Annotated in this window: 12 protein-coding genes and 2 pseudogenes; 11 read left to right on the forward strand and 3 right to left on the reverse strand. The window is 42.5% G+C overall.

What is annotated here, in order from left to right; genetic code table 11:
• Positions 1-291: 291 nt before the first annotated feature.
• From R7Z10_RS05895 to R7Z10_RS05915, 5 genes and pseudogenes are all read left to right on the forward strand, one after another.
• A pseudogene (locus R7Z10_RS05895) lies at positions 292-558 on the forward strand (IS1-like element transposase); the annotation flags it as partial.
• 253 nt (positions 559-811) lie between these two features.
• Positions 812-1765, forward strand: a complete 954-nt coding sequence (locus R7Z10_RS05900) for a LysR family transcriptional regulator (RefSeq protein WP_017819843.1) — start codon at positions 812-814, stop codon at positions 1763-1765.
• 151 nt (positions 1766-1916) lie between these two features.
• The gene (locus R7Z10_RS05905) at positions 1917-3860 is read left to right on the forward strand and encodes a TonB-dependent receptor (protein WP_318104318.1); all 1944 of its coding nucleotides are present in this window, start codon (positions 1917-1919) and stop codon (positions 3858-3860) included.
• A gap of 32 nt (positions 3861-3892) precedes the next feature.
• Complete coding sequence (locus tag R7Z10_RS05910; RefSeq protein ID WP_017819845.1) at positions 3893-4771, forward strand: alpha/beta hydrolase; 879 nt, start codon at positions 3893-3895, stop codon at positions 4769-4771.
• Positions 4772-5511: 740 nt separating this feature from the next.
• Positions 5512-6885, forward strand: coding sequence for a carbohydrate porin (locus R7Z10_RS05915; protein WP_318104339.1), 1374 nt, complete (start codon positions 5512-5514; stop codon positions 6883-6885).
• Positions 6886-6948: 63 nt separating this feature from the next.
• On the opposite strand, the gene R7Z10_RS05920 is transcribed toward R7Z10_RS05915, so the two are convergent.
• Positions 6949-7935, reverse strand: coding sequence for a LacI family DNA-binding transcriptional regulator (locus R7Z10_RS05920; protein WP_017633789.1), 987 nt, complete (start codon positions 7933-7935; stop codon positions 6949-6951).
• 235 nt (positions 7936-8170) lie between these two features.
• Between R7Z10_RS05920 and R7Z10_RS05925 the strand changes: the two genes are divergently transcribed.
• The 3 genes from R7Z10_RS05925 to R7Z10_RS05935 all read left to right on the forward strand — a co-directional run bounded on the left by R7Z10_RS05925 (position 8171) and on the right by R7Z10_RS05935 (position 12185).
• Positions 8171-9610, forward strand: a complete 1440-nt coding sequence (locus R7Z10_RS05925) for a sucrose-specific PTS transporter subunit IIBC (RefSeq protein ID WP_025767958.1) — start codon at positions 8171-8173, stop codon at positions 9608-9610.
• 165 nt (positions 9611-9775) lie between these two features.
• A complete protein-coding gene (locus R7Z10_RS05930; RefSeq protein WP_017819849.1) occupies positions 9776-10699 on the forward strand; it encodes an aminoimidazole riboside kinase in 924 nt (307 codons plus the stop codon).
• Between the two features lie 31 nt (positions 10700-10730).
• Positions 10731-12185 (forward strand): sucrose-6-phosphate hydrolase, encoded by a 1455-nt coding sequence (locus tag R7Z10_RS05935; protein WP_132937021.1) that lies wholly within the window; start codon positions 10731-10733, stop codon positions 12183-12185.
• Positions 12186-12249: 64 nt separating this feature from the next.
• Here the strand turns inward: R7Z10_RS05935 and R7Z10_RS05940 are convergent.
• Positions 12250-12369, reverse strand: a pseudogene (locus R7Z10_RS05940) (dihydrofolate reductase); the annotation flags it as partial.
• Positions 12370-12622: 253 nt separating this feature from the next.
• Here R7Z10_RS05940 and yghU point away from each other — a divergent pair.
• The 3 genes from yghU (at position 12623) to R7Z10_RS05955 (ending at position 16456) form a co-directional block, all read left to right on the forward strand.
• Positions 12623-13480, forward strand: coding sequence for a glutathione-dependent disulfide-bond oxidoreductase (yghU, locus tag R7Z10_RS05945; protein WP_130546397.1), 858 nt, complete (start codon positions 12623-12625; stop codon positions 13478-13480).
• A gap of 1186 nt (positions 13481-14666) precedes the next feature.
• Positions 14667-15836, forward strand: a complete 1170-nt coding sequence (locus R7Z10_RS05950; protein WP_053304564.1) for a D-alanyl-D-alanine carboxypeptidase family protein — start codon at positions 14667-14669, stop codon at positions 15834-15836.
• 212 nt (positions 15837-16048) lie between these two features.
• Positions 16049-16456, forward strand: coding sequence for an SPOR domain-containing protein (locus R7Z10_RS05955; protein ID WP_005373701.1), 408 nt, complete (start codon positions 16049-16051; stop codon positions 16454-16456).
• Between the two features lie 50 nt (positions 16457-16506).
• Here R7Z10_RS05955 and R7Z10_RS05960 read toward each other — a convergent pair whose 3' ends face one another.
• The gene (locus R7Z10_RS05960; protein WP_005373699.1) at positions 16507-16980 is read right to left on the reverse strand and encodes a peroxiredoxin; all 474 of its coding nucleotides are present in this window, start codon (positions 16978-16980) and stop codon (positions 16507-16509) included.
• Between the last annotated feature and the right edge of the window lie 111 nt (positions 16981-17091).

A 17091-nucleotide genomic window follows, 5' to 3' on the forward strand; every position in this document is an offset into this window, starting at 1 on the left:
ACAAGTCAAACTAGACAATGAGCAATCATATGCATAACTGATAATAATTCGCATACTCAGAAACATGATCAATAACCAAGCTTTATTGAAATTGAAATGCAAAGATTCATTTAGACTTAGAGCAAAATCCCTAAAATAGAATAATTCTACACACCTGAAATATTGCCTGTTATATGACTTCATCTTACCGATAATTTACGCAATAAAAACCTAACTATCCTTTTATTGGTCATAACTCAAATCGGTTGATAGATGTTAATATAGCCACCTGATTTCTGATGTTTTTAACTCATGGTTACTATCCAAGTTCAATATCGTTTCTGTAATAAAACAGAGCCCGTTCGTGAACATGGAAAAGGGCATTCTGGCTCTCCTCGCTCCAGATGTATCGAGTGTCGAAAGAGCTTTAACTCGATTACGTTTACGAAGCCCGCAAGCCAGATGTAAAAGAAAAAACTGTTGATATGTCAATGAATAGCTCTGGCGTTAGGGAAACAGTACAAGTGTTGAATGTCGTATACAACACAGTATTGAGTACTTTAAAAAATCTCGCCAAGGTAAGTAACCTCAATGCCTTTCGATAAAGCAAATATAAGACTAATTTGTAAACTTGAAAGGCTAGCTGTATTGGTTGAGGTATATGAGGAAAACACTTCCCCATTTAAGAACTGAAACACACTTTTGCCCCTTTTCGTGTTAGCACGGAAACTGTCCTGCTACCAGACTTGTGTTTCAATAGTGCCTTGTAGTATCGAAAACACTTACCACAAACTCTAGAGATTTATGTACTATACCACCTACTGGAAGCTTGATGGGTGGTATTGACGTGAACTTATCTCAAATTGATCTGAATTTGCTCTTTGTTTTAAAGCACTTGCTCGAAGAGAAGCATGTATCTAACACCGCTATGGCTTTAAATATGAGCCAGTCTGCGGTAAGTCGAGCACTGCAAAAAATGAGAGTTTTCTTTAATGACGAATTACTGGTGCGCAAGAAATACGGCTATGAACTGACTCCAAAAGCAGAGTCAGTAAGGCAAGACATCAATAATGTGATTACCAGTTTAGAAAAACTTGCCCATAGAGACTCGTTTGATCCGAGCACTGTATCAAGCACCGTTAAGGTTTACGGCCTTCTTCCTCAGATTAATACCTTAATGCCTAAGGTTATCGCTAAGATTCGGCAAGAGGCTCCAAACCTTAAGGTCAGTTTGGACTCAGCACCAAAACGTCATTTTGATGCGTTGGTGGCTGGAGATGTTCATTTCGCACTTTCCTCTCATCAACCGCCAAGCTCTGAGCAAAATATCTATCGAATGGTTGTTGCTAAGCGTACTTTCCGTTTGCTTATGAGCCGCTATCATCCACTGGCCGATTTAGAGCTAACTCCAGAGCGTTTGGCCGAATTTGACTTTGGACAAGTCTCTTTGCAGGGTGAGAAGCGATTGTCGTTTGAGCATAAATACCAAGAGCTAGGGTTAGCGAACAAAAAAAAGCGTTTATCAGCGCCAGTGCAACTGAATAACTTTAGTTCTGCTCCAAGTATCGCTGCGGAGACTGAGATTATATTTCATCTACCGACACCTTTTGCAGAGGCAGCTTGTCAAGACCCTCGCTTGATCGTTCGAGAAGTACCTGCCGAGCTACAGTTGGACTTTCAAGAAGTCTTCCTATATTGGCACAAACGCTTTAACGATGATCCTATGTGTGAATGGGTACGAGAGATCTTTAAACAGCTCTATGTTGGAACCGATACTTTAGCTTAAATGCTTATATCGGGTAATTCGTGGTTAACTATTCGTATATTGGATAGTGATATTCTCTTTTCTCGATAGTGATTAACTTGTCAGTGATTATGATAATCAGGTTTAATTGATAATAATTATTAAATGCAATTACATTTTAAGCCTATTCAATATGAAGCCTCTTTTCACATACTCTCTATTTTCTACATCAGTTGTTTCTGCTTGTATTACTGTACCTATGGTCGTTGTTGCAAATGACCAGTTACCTGAGACTGGTATCAATACAACAGCAATGGAAACCGTAGTGGTTACAGCCTCTGGTTACGAACAGAATGTCACAGAAGCGCCAGCAACAATAAGTGTTCTCACCCGAGAGCAACTTGAAAATCGCTCATATAAAGATTTGACTTATGCTTTAAGTGATATACCTGGGGTAACCGTTACAGGAGGTGGTGATGGCCAAGATATCTCAATTCGAGGTATGCCTGCTCAATATACGGCCATTCTTGTTGATGGCAGGAAGCAGTCTGGTCGAGAAACTCAAACTAATGGTAGTACGTTTACTGAACAAGACTGGCTTCCCCCGTTGAGTGCAATTGAACGTATTGAAGTTGTACGTGGCCCTATGTCAACCCTTTATGGGTCTGATGCTTTGGGGGGTGTGATTAATATTATTACGCGTAAAAATTATCAAGAGTGGCACGGAAGCTTGCGTGCAGAAACGACGCTTCAAGAAAATTCAAAATCTGGAAATAGCTATCAAGGGCAGCTTTACCTTGCTGGCCCTGTCATTGATGGTCTGTTGAGTACTTCTTTGACTGGACTGTATCAGGAAAGAAAAGAAGATGAAATTGAAGGTGGTTATGCAGGTAAGACACTCGACAACTATCGAGCTTCTTTGTACCTCACACCTACCTCGGATGACACTTTTACTCTGGAGTTCACCAATCATAACCAAGAGCGAGAGACCACTCTAGGTAAATCAGTGGAGCGAGAGTCTCAAGTTGCAGTACGAGAATATGAACGCCAATCTATTGGTTTTAGCCACGACGGAAACTACTCTTGGGGTACAAGTTCTTCATTTATCAGTAATGAAACAGTAAAAAATATCGGTGCAGATAAAGAAGTCGAGAATAGTCAAATTAATACGCAATGGGGTCTGCCTCTTAATGCTCACTACTTAACACTGGGCGCATCTTTCGAGCAAAAGGATCTGACTGATAATAAACTGTCATTGACCTCTAAAAACAAGCAATGGGCAGTATTTGCTGAGGACGAGTGGTATCTCACGGATACATTCGCTCTCACCCTTGGTTTACGTTACGACGACAATGAGATCTTTGACGGGCAATTTAGCCCAAGAGCTTACGGGGTCTGGTCTATTGACCCTAGTTGGACGCTAAAAGGTGGTGTGTCTACGGGTTATCGAGCACCTAGTTTGACACAAATGGACGAAGAGTGGGTTCAAGAGAGCTGTAGAGGGCGTTGTTCTATTTACGGTAATCCAGACTTAACAGCAGAAACCTCCATCAATACAGAGATGGGACTGTATTACGTTAATGAGCGAGACCTTTCTGCAAACATTACTTTGTTTTACAGCGACTTCAAAGACAAGATCGAAAGTGAGTTTGTCGATCCGACGTGTACTGATAGCAGAAGTTGCGACCGCACTTACGTCAACATTGATGATGCGAACAGCTATGGTGCAGAAAGTTCCGTATCTAAGGGTATTACAGAGTCAATTACACTAAGTGCAACCTACTCGTATACTCGTAGTGAAAAGAACACTAATGACGATGATGATGGCTTGCCTCTTGTACAAGCACCTGAACATATCTTCTCACTTAATGGTGATTGGGCAGTGCGTGATGATGTTGCTTCATGGGCCCGCATGAACTATCAAGGCAAAGAGAAAAACAACATCACTAGTGATAGCACAAGAACGTTGGCACCTTCTATTACTTACGTGGATCTCGGTGTGAACTGGCGTGTAACTAAGAATGTGAAGTTAATGGCAGCGGTTTATAACTTGTTCGATGAGCAAATCACAGAGGAAGAGTTTGGCTACATTGAAGATGGCCGACGCTACTGGTTAGCTGCTGAAGCGACTTTCTAATCTACTTACTTTTTTAAGCGAATAACAAAACAATGAATACGAAAATTAAGTCTGCGATGACCTCTCTGCTACTTATGCCCTTTGTCTGTTTGGCTGGGGAGTTCAATGTAGAGAAGGATATCTTGTTCAAAACTGTAGGTGAAAGAGAGATTAAACTCGATCTTTATACTCCTTCGGTTGAATCAAATACTCAGTACCCGTTATTAGTCTGGGTACATGGTGGTGCATGGAAACGTGGGAGCAAAGACGCCATCCCAGAAAAGAACCCATTATTACTTCAGTCTGTGTTGAATGAAGGTTATGCGCTAGCTTCAGTTGATTATCGTTTAAGTGGAGAAGCGATCTTTCCTCAACCAGTACAAGACATTAATGATGCACTGAACTATTTGTACGACAATGCTGAAAAGCTCGGTATTAAAGCGGACAATGTTGTGATAATGGGACGCTCTGCTGGCGGGCACCTCGCTGGCTTTATTGGTGCGACTAACTCGGCATACAACCAAGTAGATTTCTATGAGCCACCAAAGTACAAGGTCTCAGCCGTAGTAAGCTTTTTTGGCCCTACCGATTTACTTGAGTTAAGTAATAAAGGTGGCAAGAAAACCAGCAAAAAATCGTCTGTATCTCGTTTCTTAGGAGATATTCCAAACAATATTCCAAAGCTTGCCAAGAAAGCATCAACGACGAGTTATGTGAATGAAAATACTCCACCATATATACAGTTACACGGCACCTTGGATAAGCGAGTGCCTCTATCTCAAAGTGAGATACTTAAGGCTAAGCTTGATGAGCATGGAGTTACCAACCAACTTTTCATTGAAGAAGGTGTAGGACACAGTGCACCTGTCTTTGATACCGAGAAGTACGTTACTCATGTTTTGGACTTCTTAAATAAACACTTTCCGAACTAACGCTCTAGTCAATATAAGGCTTAAAAGTTCAAGGGGAAATACTGAGCCAACTGTGATTACAGTTGGCTTTTTCATGTATCTCTATTGGGCATTTTATCATTCTGATTAATGGGAGCGGCTGGCTCATTTTCAGGCAGTGGTTGAATAAATCTATGACTACTTTAGGGTATGTATTCTAACGTACTTCTGTCCAAAAAAGTGTTTCGTTAGCTTGAATTAGAACAACAAAGCGCTCTTCACAGAAAATGAAGGTCGTTTATCTCGTCTTAACAGCCTTTCAAGTTGTTTGAAATGAGGTATCGAGATCCGCTTCGCTCTTAGTTACGTTCAACCTTAGCTGCTACTTTTCATCAATAAATAGAGATGAGTTACTATCAAGTAGCATAGGGAAGCGAGGAAGTATTCTCTCAAATGAACATTAAACTCCTTCTTTGTAGCCTGTCACCTTCAAACTACTTCCTCTAGCGCTAACAATTAATTCAAATGTGCGCTGGTTAATGATTTTTCTGTAAGTAACACAATTGAACGTGATAGAAGTAACAAAATGGCCTCTTAAAGGTAACGTTCCCGAAAAGTTTATATATTATCGCCCTCATTGATATAAGTAGTAGAGACGCTCTGAGTACGAGCGCTCTGAAATTCAGGCTTTAGATGGACATTTAAAGTCACCATAAGTTTGCGATTTTTCCTTGGGAACGTTTGCAATATGCCTAAGTATAAATTTACGTGAGACTATGGAAATGAAACTACACACTTTGACGATGGCAGTAGCGCTTGGAATGGTTACTGCACCTGCATTCGCAGCAACAGATGTTGACGCTCTTGAAAAGCGAATTAATGAATTAGAACAGAGACTTGAGCAGACAGAAAAAGCATCCACAGAAGCAAATGAGAAAGCCTCAAGCTTTGAGTTTCATGGCTACGCTCGTTCCGGGCTACTGATTAATGACGATCTGAATGGTGCAGTGGGTACTGGTCCTTACATGACGGCAGCTGGTGCTATTGGCGCTCCAGTTGGGCGATTAGGGGTAGAGGATGATCATTATGTGGAAGCAAACCTTATTCACAAACGTTTTGCAGATGATGGTTCCAGCGCATTGTTCCGAATCATGTTGGCAGATAGTACGGAAACCAATAACGAATGGACGGCGAGCGAGAGTCAATTAAACGTTCGTCAGATATATGCTGAGCTAAACAAGTTGAGCATGTTCTCTGAATCAAGTGCGTTTGCTGACGCGACGTTTTGGGCTGGTAAACGATTTGACCGTGATAACTTTGACATTCACTTCTTTGACTCGGATATTGTTTTCTTATCTGGCACTGGTGCTGGTGTGTATGACGTCCAAATGAGCGAATCATGGAAAGCAAACTTCTCGATCTATGGTCGTGATTTTGGTGAGATTGATAGCTCGTCAACGGATGTTGAAAACTATATCGCGACAATGAACAACCGCTTCGGTAATTGGCAATTGATGCTGAGCGGCATGACGTCAGCTGATAATAATGATCGCGTAGAAGGAGCAGCGGACAAAGGTTTACATGCGATGTTTGCCTACCATGGCGATAACTTCTTTGGCATGAGTGAAGGCTTCTCTAAAACCGGTATTTTGATGGGTGATGGATTGGGTGCGGAACTTAAAGGCATCGGTTCAAACGGAGATTTGTTAGAAGACGCAAAAGCCGTACGCTTGTTTAGCTATGGTGTAACACGCATCGGCGACAACTGGCGTGTAGCACCTGCGTTGCTAGCAGAACACAGCCAAGATCGCTTTGCTAAAAATGATGAATTTACGTGGGCATCGTTCAACATCCGCTTAGCGCAAGAGTTTACGCAGAACTTTGAGATGGTTTATGAAGGCTCATACCAATACATGGACCTAGACAATGCGATTGATAAAGCAAGTGGCAGTTTTTACAAAGCGACAATTGCACCAACGCTTAAGATGTCTAACGCTGCAGGTTTCTTTGACCGTCCGGAGCTACGTTTTGCAGTTAGCTACGTTGATTGGAGCGAAGACTTGAATGGCTACTCGATTAGCCAGGATGCGGGTGCTGCAACGATGGGTGATGGTGGTGAAGTTCTGTTTGCACTGCAAATGGAAACTTGGTTCTAAAGGGACCTAACCTACAAAGAGTAATAAGAAAAGCGCCAACTGATTTCAGTTGGCGCTTTTTCATTAACAGGACTGACGCTCAATAGTTTTGAAGGTTAGTACCATCTTACTCATTTCAAAACTTCTGTTGGCAATTCTATCTAGTAACAGTTTCGCACCATTTTCCCCTGCTTTATCAAATGCATAGTTAAATGTTGATAAGGTTGGGGTGCACACTGATGCGAGCTCATCATCACCAACGCCTAGCACTAAAACGTCTTTACCCGGTGTTAACCCGAGCTCTTGAATCGCTCTCATCGCACCGATAGCAATACGGTCTGTCGCACAGAACAAGCCATCTAGCTTAGGGTTCTTTGTTAAGTGTTGTTTTGCCAATGAATAGCCAGAATCGATGGTAAAGTCACCACGAGCATGGAAGGCGAGCTCAAAACCATGATGCTGTAGCGCTTGAACAAATCCCTCTGAGCGTTGCTTATCTACCGCGATATCGTCACCTTGCACACCAATAAAACCCATAGTTTGGCAACCTTTTGCAACCAGTCTATTTCCCGCTTCAAACCCTACTCGTGCGTCATCATGAATGATGCTTGGAATGTTAAACATGGAACCATCTTGACCGACGAGCACAACTGGAACGGCTGAGTTTTGAATTGCTTTTACCAGCTTGGAATCGAGGTGGGTGGCGTAAAGAATGATCCCTTCAACCCGTTTTTGGTTAAAGATCTGAATGTATTCCAGTTCTTTTTCGTGGGCTTGGTGAGTGCTAGCAAGTAAGACATGTTTCCCAGCTTTTTCAAGGACATCTGTTAATCCATCGACACCTTGGGATGTGGCATGAGAGGAAACCCGAGGAACAATGACACCAACCAGATTGGTCTTTTGAGATTTTAGATCTTTAGCGACTTGGTTCGGCACATAGCCACACTCCGCTACTGCTTGGCGGACCTTCAGTTTTGTCGCTTCTTTTACGCCATATTCATCGTTTATAACCCGTGACACTGTTGATTTTGATACGCCAGCCAGACGGGCGACATCATGCAGACTCGCCATTGTTCCTATCCATTCTGTTTTTCGTTTTTGGGATTGTTTGCAAAGAGAAGATGAAAAGCTCTTTGATAAGTATCGATTCTAACCTCCTATACTGCTCTTAGGGAGAGAATTTGACGATCATTCTCACATTCTCTCTGCTTTATCTTTGATCATTTGGTTTTATTGAGCAAAAATCCATTTTGCAAACGTTCCCTAAAATTTCGCAAGCTCAGATAATAATCCAATGGGGTATGAAATGAATTATCCGGCAGTAGCAAAAGAGTTGTTAACTCTATTAGGTGGTAAAAGCAACATCACCGCACTTGCGCATTGTGCGACACGCTTACGCCTTGCCGTTGCAGATGAGCAAAAAATAGATGAACAAGCGATTGATAGCCTTGAAGGAGTAAAAGGGCAGTTCAAAGTTGCGGGTCAGTACCAAATCATTTTTGGATCAGGCATCGTAAACCAAGTTTATGCAGAAATGGCGAAGTTGACGGGGATGAGTGAAATGTCCACCAACGACGTTGCGTCTGCTGGCGCAGAGAAACAAAACATTGTTCAGCGCGCGGTGAAAGGGCTGTCTGATATTTTCGTCCCAATCATTCCCGCAATCGTCGCTGGTGGTTTGTTGATGGGTATCTATAACCTATTGACTGCTCAAGGCTTGTTCATTGATGGCAAATCTTTGATTGATGCCAACCCAGGACTGACAGACTTGGCGAACATGATCAACACGTTTGCGAACGCGCCGTTTGTTTACCTGCCTATTCTGCTGGCATTTTCAGCCAGTAAGAAGTTTGGCGGTAACCCATATTTAGGGGCGGCGCTAGGTATGTTGATGGTTCACCCTGACTTGCTGAATGGTTGGGGATTCGGCGGCGCATCTGTGTCTGGCAACATTCCGGTTTGGAATATTCTTGGCTTTGAAATCCAAAAAGTGGGTTACCAAGGTTCGGTGTTACCGGTTTTGGTATCGGCATTCATTCTTGCGAAGGTTGAGCTAGGCTTACGTAAAGTCATACCTTCTGTTTTAGACAACCTTTTAACGCCATTACTGGCGATTTTCATAGCGGGTTTGCTGACGTTTACTGTCGTCGGTCCGTTCACGCGTGATATCGGTTTCCTATTGGGTGATGGTCTGAACTGGCTATACAACACTGCTGGCTTTGTTGGTGGTGCGGTATTTGGTCTTATTTATGCTCCGTTTGTTATTACTGGTATGCATCACAGCTTCATTGCGATTGAAACTCAACTTCTTGCGGATATTGCGACGACGGGCGGCACCTTTATCTTTCCTATTGCGGCGATGTCTAACGTTTCTCAAGGAGCGGCAGCGTTGGCGGTGGGCGTGATGAGCAAAGATAAGAAGATGAAAGGTATTGCGATTCCATCGGGTGTTACGGGTTTGCTGGGTATTACAGAGCCAGCCATGTTTGGTGTTAATCTAAAACTACGTTACCCATTTATTGCGGCAGTTTGCGCTGCGGCGTTATCGAGCGCGTTCATTACAATGTTTAATGTGAAAGCTCAGGCATTGGGTGCAGCAGGTCTTCCAGGCATCATTTCTATTACGCCAGAGAAGATTGGATACTACATCGCGGGTATGGTGATCGCGTTCTTGACCGCATTTGTTCTCACCATTGTTCTTGGTATGCGTGACCGCGCTAAAGTTGGTAGAAAAGCAGCGGCTTAATCTGAACTCCTTAAGGGTGGAGTCCCCCAAAATCCACTTCTTTTCCTAAATGTTTGGGGTGCTAGCCAAGCACTAATGGCTTGGCTAGCCTTTTTCAATTTTTACTTGGTAGTGAAGGTGTTCAACACGTTGGACTATCAGGGCTTTAATTTCAAGGTAAGCAAGATGAATCAAGTGTGGGTAACTGGTGATGCTGTTGTCGATCTAATACCGGAATCTGAGACTTCTTTACTCAAATGTCCCGGTGGTGCACCAGCGAATGTCGCCGTAGCAATTGCTCGTCTATCTGGTAAGAGTGCGTTTTTTGGACGTGTAGGTGATGACCCATTTGGTCGCTTCATGCAATCAACGCTCGATCAAGAGGGCGTGAGCACGGAGTTTCTCGTTAAAGATCCTGAGCAAAGAACATCAACAGTGGTGGTGGATTTAGACGAGCAAGGTGAGCGCAGCTTTACGTTTATGGTAAAACCGAGCGCTGATCAGTTTATGTCTGTTGAAGACATCCCAAACTTTAAGCAAGGTGACTGGCTACACGTTTGCTCAATTTCACTGGCAAATGAGCCAAGTAGAAGCAGCACATTTGAGGCGATCAAAAGAGCAAAAGCCGCTGGTGGTTTCATTAGCTTTGACCCTAACTTGCGTGATGAAGTGTGGCAAGATCAATCAGAAATCCAAGCTGTCGTGATGAAGGCTGTAGCGATGGCCGATGTGGTTAAGTTCTCTGAAGAAGAGCTTTTGTTCTTAACTGACTCAACGTCGATGGCGCAAGGTTTACAACAAATAGCCTCTTTGAATATTGCTTTGGTCTTGGTGACACAAGGTGCGAAAGGTGTTTGGCGCGTCTTTGAAAGTCAGAGTGAACTGATCACAGGTCAAGTCGTTAGTCCGATTGACACCACAGGTGCGGGTGATGCTTTTGTCGGAGGGCTACTGGCATGCCTGTCTCGGCATGACGATTGGAAAAATCATCCTGTTGTTAGCTCTGCGATTCAATGGGCAAATGGCTGTGGTGCATTAGCGACGACGCAAAAAGGCGCAATGACCGCGCTTCCGACCCAGACAGAGTTGCTGCAATTTATTGGGCAATGATCTTCAGATCCAATTTCAGTTGAGAAAAATTATGAGCTTAAACAACCGTTGGACTGTAAAGCAAAGATATCGCCGACTTGAGCAAATCCCTCAGTGTGATATCGAAGAAATGACACTTTTACGTCAGCAAGATAAAGGCTTTCCTAGTTTTCATATCGCCCCTAGATTTGGGCTGTTAAATGACCCAAATGGGTTGTGTTATTTCAATGGTGAGCACCACATCTTTTACCAGTGGACGCCTGTGGGACCAGTCCATGGAATGAAGTATTGGTATCACCTTTCTACTAAAGACTTCATCCATTTTACTGATCATGGCGTGGGTCTTCATCCTGACCAAGACTACGATTCACATGGTGTATATTCGGGCGGCGCTTTGGTGGAAAACAACAAGGCTTTGCTGTTTTTTACTGGCAACAAGCGTGACCAAAACTGGAATCGAATCCCAACACAGTGTTTTGCCACCATGGATTCAGACGGCAACATTGAAAAGTATGGTGTGGTCATTGAGAACGAACATTACACGGAGCACTTTCGTGATCCAAAAGTTTGGAAGAAAGGCGACGACTATTTGATGGTGGTGGGTGCTCAAACCAAAACCGAGCATGGTTCAATGGCGCTCTATCAAAGCAAAGATTTGAAAACGTGGCAGCATAAAGGTCCTATCAAGACCAAGTTTTCTGACCTTGGGTACATGTGGGAGTGTCCTGATTTCTTTGAGATTAATGGTCAATCGGTGATGCTGTTTTCTCCACAGGGCGTGAGCAGTAATAATCCTTATGATTTCAAAAACATATATTCTGTTGCGTATATCGTGGGTGATCAGTTGAACCTAGAGTCGATGATTTTAGAAAACCACCAAGATATTTTGCAGCCAGATTATGGGTTTGATTTCTACGCCCCACAAACCTATTTAGATGAGAATGGGTGTCGCATTCTTATTGCATGGATAGGGTTGCCAGAAATCGACACGCCATCGGTCACACACCAGTGGGCAGGAATGTTGTCTCTTCCTAGAGAACTAACGTTGAAAGATGGTTTTCTTGTTCAAACTCCACTCCCTGAATTGGAGAGTTTAAGAAAAGAAGAGGTGGTCTTTGCACAGTCCCATACACTGGAAAGCACAAGTTGTTTGATCCAATTAGACCTTGAGGGCGATGGCTTTGAACTTGAGCTGAGTAACCTCAAAGGTGACAACATCGTCTTTAGTGCGACAAAGCACGAGTTTATGCTGGACCGTCGTCACATGTCTCATTTGTACGCAGAAGAATTTGGTAGCATTCGAAAAGCACCAAGATTGGACGCTAAGCAGACGATTGATATATATATCGACAATTCTGTCATCGAGATTTTCATTAATGGTGGCAAACACACGATGACCAGTCGTTTCTTTATTGATGACCTGAATACGGTAACGTTGAGAGGGTTGGAGCAAGCAAGGCTTTTCCCTTTGAAAGGTATTTCTGGTTTGTTTGAATCAGCTAAGTAACGGTTTCGAATACATTAAAACGCCCTTCATTGATTTAGTGAAGGGCGTTTTTCTTTCTAACTATCTAACTTAACTGCCTATCACGTACGTAAGTGGTTTGAACTAGGGTATCCAAAACAACGTCACTCTTGGTGACTTTGAAGTTCAACGGTTGCTCCAAATCCCCAAACAGAGGTGCGCAGCCGAGTGTCGCTTACTCATCGTTGGCATCTCGAACCTAGTTCACATTATCGCGACGTTTTTACTTATAGCGTGAAAGAAAATCCCATAACCAAAGGTTCTAACTAAAAGAGATTGCAGGACTTTTATTTAGCGAATTCGACCTAATATCTTGAGTATGCCTAATCGCAGTTGGCGAAGAGGTGATGTTAATAATGCTTGCTGGCGCGTAAGACCCGTCAGTTTGAAGATGCATTCAAACACAATAAGGGAAAACAATGGCTAACAAATACATTCCACCAAAAGTTTGGACAAACGATAATGAAAACGGCGGTCAGTGGGCGAGCATCAACCGTCCGGATTCTGGCGCACGTCATGAGCAAGAGCTTCCAGTTGGTGAGCACCCATTCCAACTTTACTCAATGGGTACCCCAAATGGTCAGAAAGTGACGATCATGTTTGAAGAGCTTTTGGCGGCTGGCGTAACGGCAGCAGAATACGATGCGTACCTGATTAAGATTGGCGATGGTGACCAGTTTGGTTCTGGCTTTGTGGCTGTTAACCCAAACTCTAAAATTCCGGCATTGGTTGACCGTTCGGGTTCTGAGCCAGTGAACGTGTTTGAATCTGGCAACATCTTGTTTTATCTAGCAGAGAAGTTTGATCATTTCTTACCAAAAGAAGGCGCTAAGCGTGCTGAGGTAATGAACTGGTTATTCTGGCTGCAAGGTTCTGCGCCATATCTAGGCGGTGGTTTTGGTCACTTCTACGCGTACGCACCAGAGAAGTTCGAGTACCCAATTAACCGCTTTACAATGGAAGCAAAACGTCAGTTAGATGTATTAGACAAGCGTCTTGCGAACAATGAATTCCTAGGTGGCGATGAGTACAGCATCGCTGATATCGCAACATGGCCATGGTACGGCAACCTTGTGTTGGGTCGTGCTTACGATGCGGCTGAATTCTTAGACGTAGAAAGCTACAAAAACGTTGTACGTTGGGCAAAAGTAATTGATGAGCGTGAAGCGGTAAAACGTGGTCGAATTGTGAACCGTTCATGGGGTGAGGAATGGGAGCAGTTACCTGAGCGCCACAGCGCAGAAGATATTGATAAAGTATTGAAACTTAAACCATAAGCAATCTTGGCCTAGCTACGTCAAATGAGTTTAGTTTTATCTATGCTTATACAGTGACCTCAATCAAATCTATAGCGCACCATATTCTTCGGTGCGCTATTTTTATTCTCATCTAGTCTCGAAATTCTAATTTATATCACCTCTTGAAGAGCATTTAGTTCGTAGATGAATCTTTAATGTATTTATATATTATGATGCAAAACAAGACTCACATTTCCATATTAAATATGGACTGATTATTTTGACTTCTAATAATTAAATTATTAGAAATTTATAAACTGATTTTATATTTATTATAAATAAAATTAATGATAACTAATAATTGACATAACCACTAAATTTGTGTGGAATATGCGGGTTGATTTGTTTTGATGAAATAAAATTAATTTCTAATACTTTTATTTATGACAAGCTTAGCTTTTAGCGATGTTTAATTATTAATGCTTATATCATGAAAGAGGATATGTGTGATGTCGTCGTTTGAGTCGTACTGGGTTGGGATACGTCAAAGAATAGCCGCACAAACCGAAGGTAACCGCAGTTTAAAGTCTCTAGTCATTAAAAAGCAGCGTGTGAACTTAAATAACAGTGGGTTATCCTTTCGCGCTAAGTCCGGATGTCTTATCCCTCACTGTTATACCAAGTTCTCTGATGAGATAAACCTAAAAACATCGAAAAAATCGTCTCTTAGTTTTAAAAAAGGAAAGCTGTATTTTTCTCCAGTTTAATAATAAATGAAATTTGCATAAATTATAATATTAGGTTTTTAAGTTTATCGATAATTAATTACGATTTTATGATGCGTTTTCAATATGTTTTCTTGGTAAATAATTAGCTGGGCTTATTTTTGATTGTTTTTGTTGTTTCCTATTTAGATATGGATAAAAGCTCAACTACTTTTCCTATACCAACTTACTCCCTGAATTGGCTTGCGCGCTTTTTCTCCCCTCTCAAAAAACATAGCGTTACGGAATTATTTTCGCTCCTGTTTCATTCTTCAAGACGAAAGCTCTACCTACCTCTCATTATTTTCGACAAACATTGAGTAAAAGTAACCAATCGTAACAAGGTGGCTGTAACTGAGCGCCGTTTCAATATACTCGTTTTTTAACTAGGTAATCCCGCGCTTTGAATTCATTCGGGTACCGTTTGTAAGCCTTAAATGCTACTAAGATAAGATGTCATGATGAGAAAAAGTACTATATTACACACAGTGTTAATTACAGGGTTCGCTGCTGTATCCTCGTTGGCTTATGCTGCGCCTTCAGTTGTGCCAAATGCGCCAGAACTCAGTTCTCGTGGTTATGTTTTGATGGACTTCCATACGGGGAAAGTACTGGTTGAACGTGATGCCCACAAACGTTTAAACCCTGCGAGTTTAACGAAGTTGATGACTGCTTATGTAGCTGGTCAAGAAATTAATACAGGCAATATTACGTTGAATGATGAGGTTGTCATCAGCAGAAATGCTTGGGCAAAAAATTTCCCAGATTCTTCAAAAATGTTTATTGAAGTCAATACTTCCGTTTCTTTGTCTGACTTATACCGTGGTCTGATTGTTCAATCTGGTAACGATGCCAGTGTCGCTATTGCTGAGCATGTTGCGGGAAGTGAATCAGGGTTTGTGAGTTTGATGAATAGTTGGGCCGCCAAGCTTGAATTGTCTAACACGGCATTCACCAACCCTCACGGCCTAGACAGTGACGGTTTATATTCGACACCTTATGATATTGCCAAATTGGGCCAAGCGATTATTCGTGACTTACCTGATATCTATCCGCTGTATAGCGAAACCTCGTTTACTTACAATGGCATCACTCAATACAACCGTAATGGCTTGCTTCGTGATCGTAGTATGAATGTCGATGGCATGAAAACTGGTTATACAAGTGGTGCGGGTTATAGTCTAGCGACTTCTGCAACACAAGGTGATATGCGTTTGATTGCTGTAGTGATGGGAGCGAAGAGTGAGAATGTTCGTGAATCAGAAAGCAAGCAGCTGTTAAGTTATGGCTTCCGCTTTTACGATACGGTAATGCCGACTGAGGCGGGTGCGGAACTTGCGAAAGCTCGAGTTTGGATGGGCGAAAAAGACGAGCTTACTGTCGGCGTAGCTAACGATGTTTATCTCACTTTGCCAAAAGGAGATGTAAAAAATCTGCAAGCGGAAGTTGAATACAACGGTGATTTAGTTGCGCCAATTTCTGAGCAACAAGTGGTTGGTAAAGTGCTTTACAAAGTCGAAGGTAAGGTCGTAAATGAAGCCGAGCTCGTTGCATTGGAGTCCGTGGAGGAAGGCAGTTTATTCAAGCGAATTTTAGACTGGTTTAAGCAATTGGTCGCTAGCTGGTTCTAAACAGTAGCGAACTTCTGTCTATATCACTCTATCTTGTTAATGTTCTATTAAATCAATTTACTAAGGCGACCAACGTGGTCGCCTTACGTTTTTGGAATACTCGTTGCGTTAAAACACAGGCCCTCTTGTAAGGGTGTGTTTTTACCTGACCAAGAGCGTTTTGTGTTTTTGGGTGCGAGAGAAAAGAAACTAGAACAAGAATGGAGTGACACGTGCACAAGATTTTATCTTTGACATTGATTTTATCGCTCATGGGCTGCGCTATGCCTTACCAGCAGGAGGTCGATAGCGGCCAATGTGTTGGAGTCATGACCTCTCAGGATGCATATGGTTATTTAAACCCAAACCATTACACGATGCAGGTACTCGCGCTAAAGCAAGAAAAAGATGTGAAAGATTATATTCGCTATATCGATCCTAAGCATCCGGTTTGGGTTAACTGGAAAAACAGCCGAGGCACGCGTTGGTATACGGTAACTGTTGGTGATTTTAAAACGAAACAGGATGCCTACAATGCGCTTTCTTCATTACCAAGCCGTGTAAAGCAGTCATCCCCGTTTGTGCTGACTTTTGCGGAAATGCAGCGTAAGCAACAAACGAGTGTTGTGAGAATGCGTTAGCCAACAAAAAACGGAAGCGATGGCTTCCGTTTTTGTATTTAGGAGTAAGCTTAAAGCGCCGCTAAAATCGTTTCTGCTTTGCTTGCTTCAAACTCTTTTGGCTCTTCAACGTTAAGCTTAGTCACTGTGCCGTTTTCAATGATCATCGCGTAACGTTGTGAGCGAATACCACCAAAGCCGCCTGTATCCATTTCAAGACCTAATGCTTTAGTAAAGCTAGCGTCGCCATCACCCAACATCAGAATCTCAGAAGCGTTTTGAGCTTCGCCCCACGCTTGCATCACAAATGCATCGTTTACAGAAACGCACGCAATTAAATCAACACCTTTTGCCTTTAGCTCATCAGCTAATACCACATAGCCTGGTAGATGAGCTTCTGAACAGGTAGGGGTGAATGCGCCAGGTACAGCAAAGAGTACGACTTTCTTGTTCGCAAACAGTTCTGTAACGTCGTGGTTAACCATACCATCGGCAGTCAACTCACTTAGAGTTGCAACTGGTAGAGCTTGGCCTTGTTGAATCATGATTATATTCCTTTTTGTGTGCTAGTTTAGCTTTCTCAGTCTAGCGTTTATAAATGCGGTTAACCACAGAGTTTTTGTAGGGTTTTAATACCTACGCGTTTGACCTAAGGC

It is taken from the genome of Vibrio sp. Vb1018, from assembly GCF_033338775.1.
In the GTDB taxonomy this organism is placed as follows: Bacteria; Pseudomonadota; Gammaproteobacteria; order Enterobacterales; family Vibrionaceae; genus Vibrio; species Vibrio alginolyticus.

Bases quoted from the DNA above. Each gene is read 5' to 3' on its own strand.
- R7Z10_RS05900 (WP_017819843.1), top strand. From the start codon at position 812: ATGGGTGGTATTGACGTGAACTTATCTCAAATTGATCTGAATTTGCTC.
- R7Z10_RS05905 (WP_318104318.1), top strand. From the start codon at position 1,917: ATGAAGCCTCTTTTCACATACTCTCTATTTTCTACATCAGTTGTTTCT.
- R7Z10_RS05910 (WP_017819845.1), top strand. From the start codon at position 3,893: ATGAATACGAAAATTAAGTCTGCGATGACCTCTCTGCTACTTATGCCC.
- R7Z10_RS05915 (WP_318104339.1), top strand. From the start codon at position 5,512: ATGAAACTACACACTTTGACGATGGCAGTAGCGCTTGGAATGGTTACT.
- R7Z10_RS05920 (WP_017633789.1), bottom strand. From the start codon at position 7,935: ATGGCGAGTCTGCATGATGTCGCCCGTCTGGCTGGCGTATCAAAATCA.
- R7Z10_RS05925 (WP_025767958.1), top strand. From the start codon at position 8,171: ATGAATTATCCGGCAGTAGCAAAAGAGTTGTTAACTCTATTAGGTGGT.
- R7Z10_RS05930 (WP_017819849.1), top strand. From the start codon at position 9,776: ATGAATCAAGTGTGGGTAACTGGTGATGCTGTTGTCGATCTAATACCG.
- R7Z10_RS05935 (WP_132937021.1), top strand. From the start codon at position 10,731: ATGAGCTTAAACAACCGTTGGACTGTAAAGCAAAGATATCGCCGACTT.
- yghU (WP_130546397.1), top strand. From the start codon at position 12,623: ATGGCTAACAAATACATTCCACCAAAAGTTTGGACAAACGATAATGAA.
- R7Z10_RS05950 (WP_053304564.1), top strand. From the start codon at position 14,667: ATGAGAAAAAGTACTATATTACACACAGTGTTAATTACAGGGTTCGCT.
- R7Z10_RS05960 (WP_005373699.1), bottom strand. From the start codon at position 16,980: ATGATTCAACAAGGCCAAGCTCTACCAGTTGCAACTCTAAGTGAGTTG.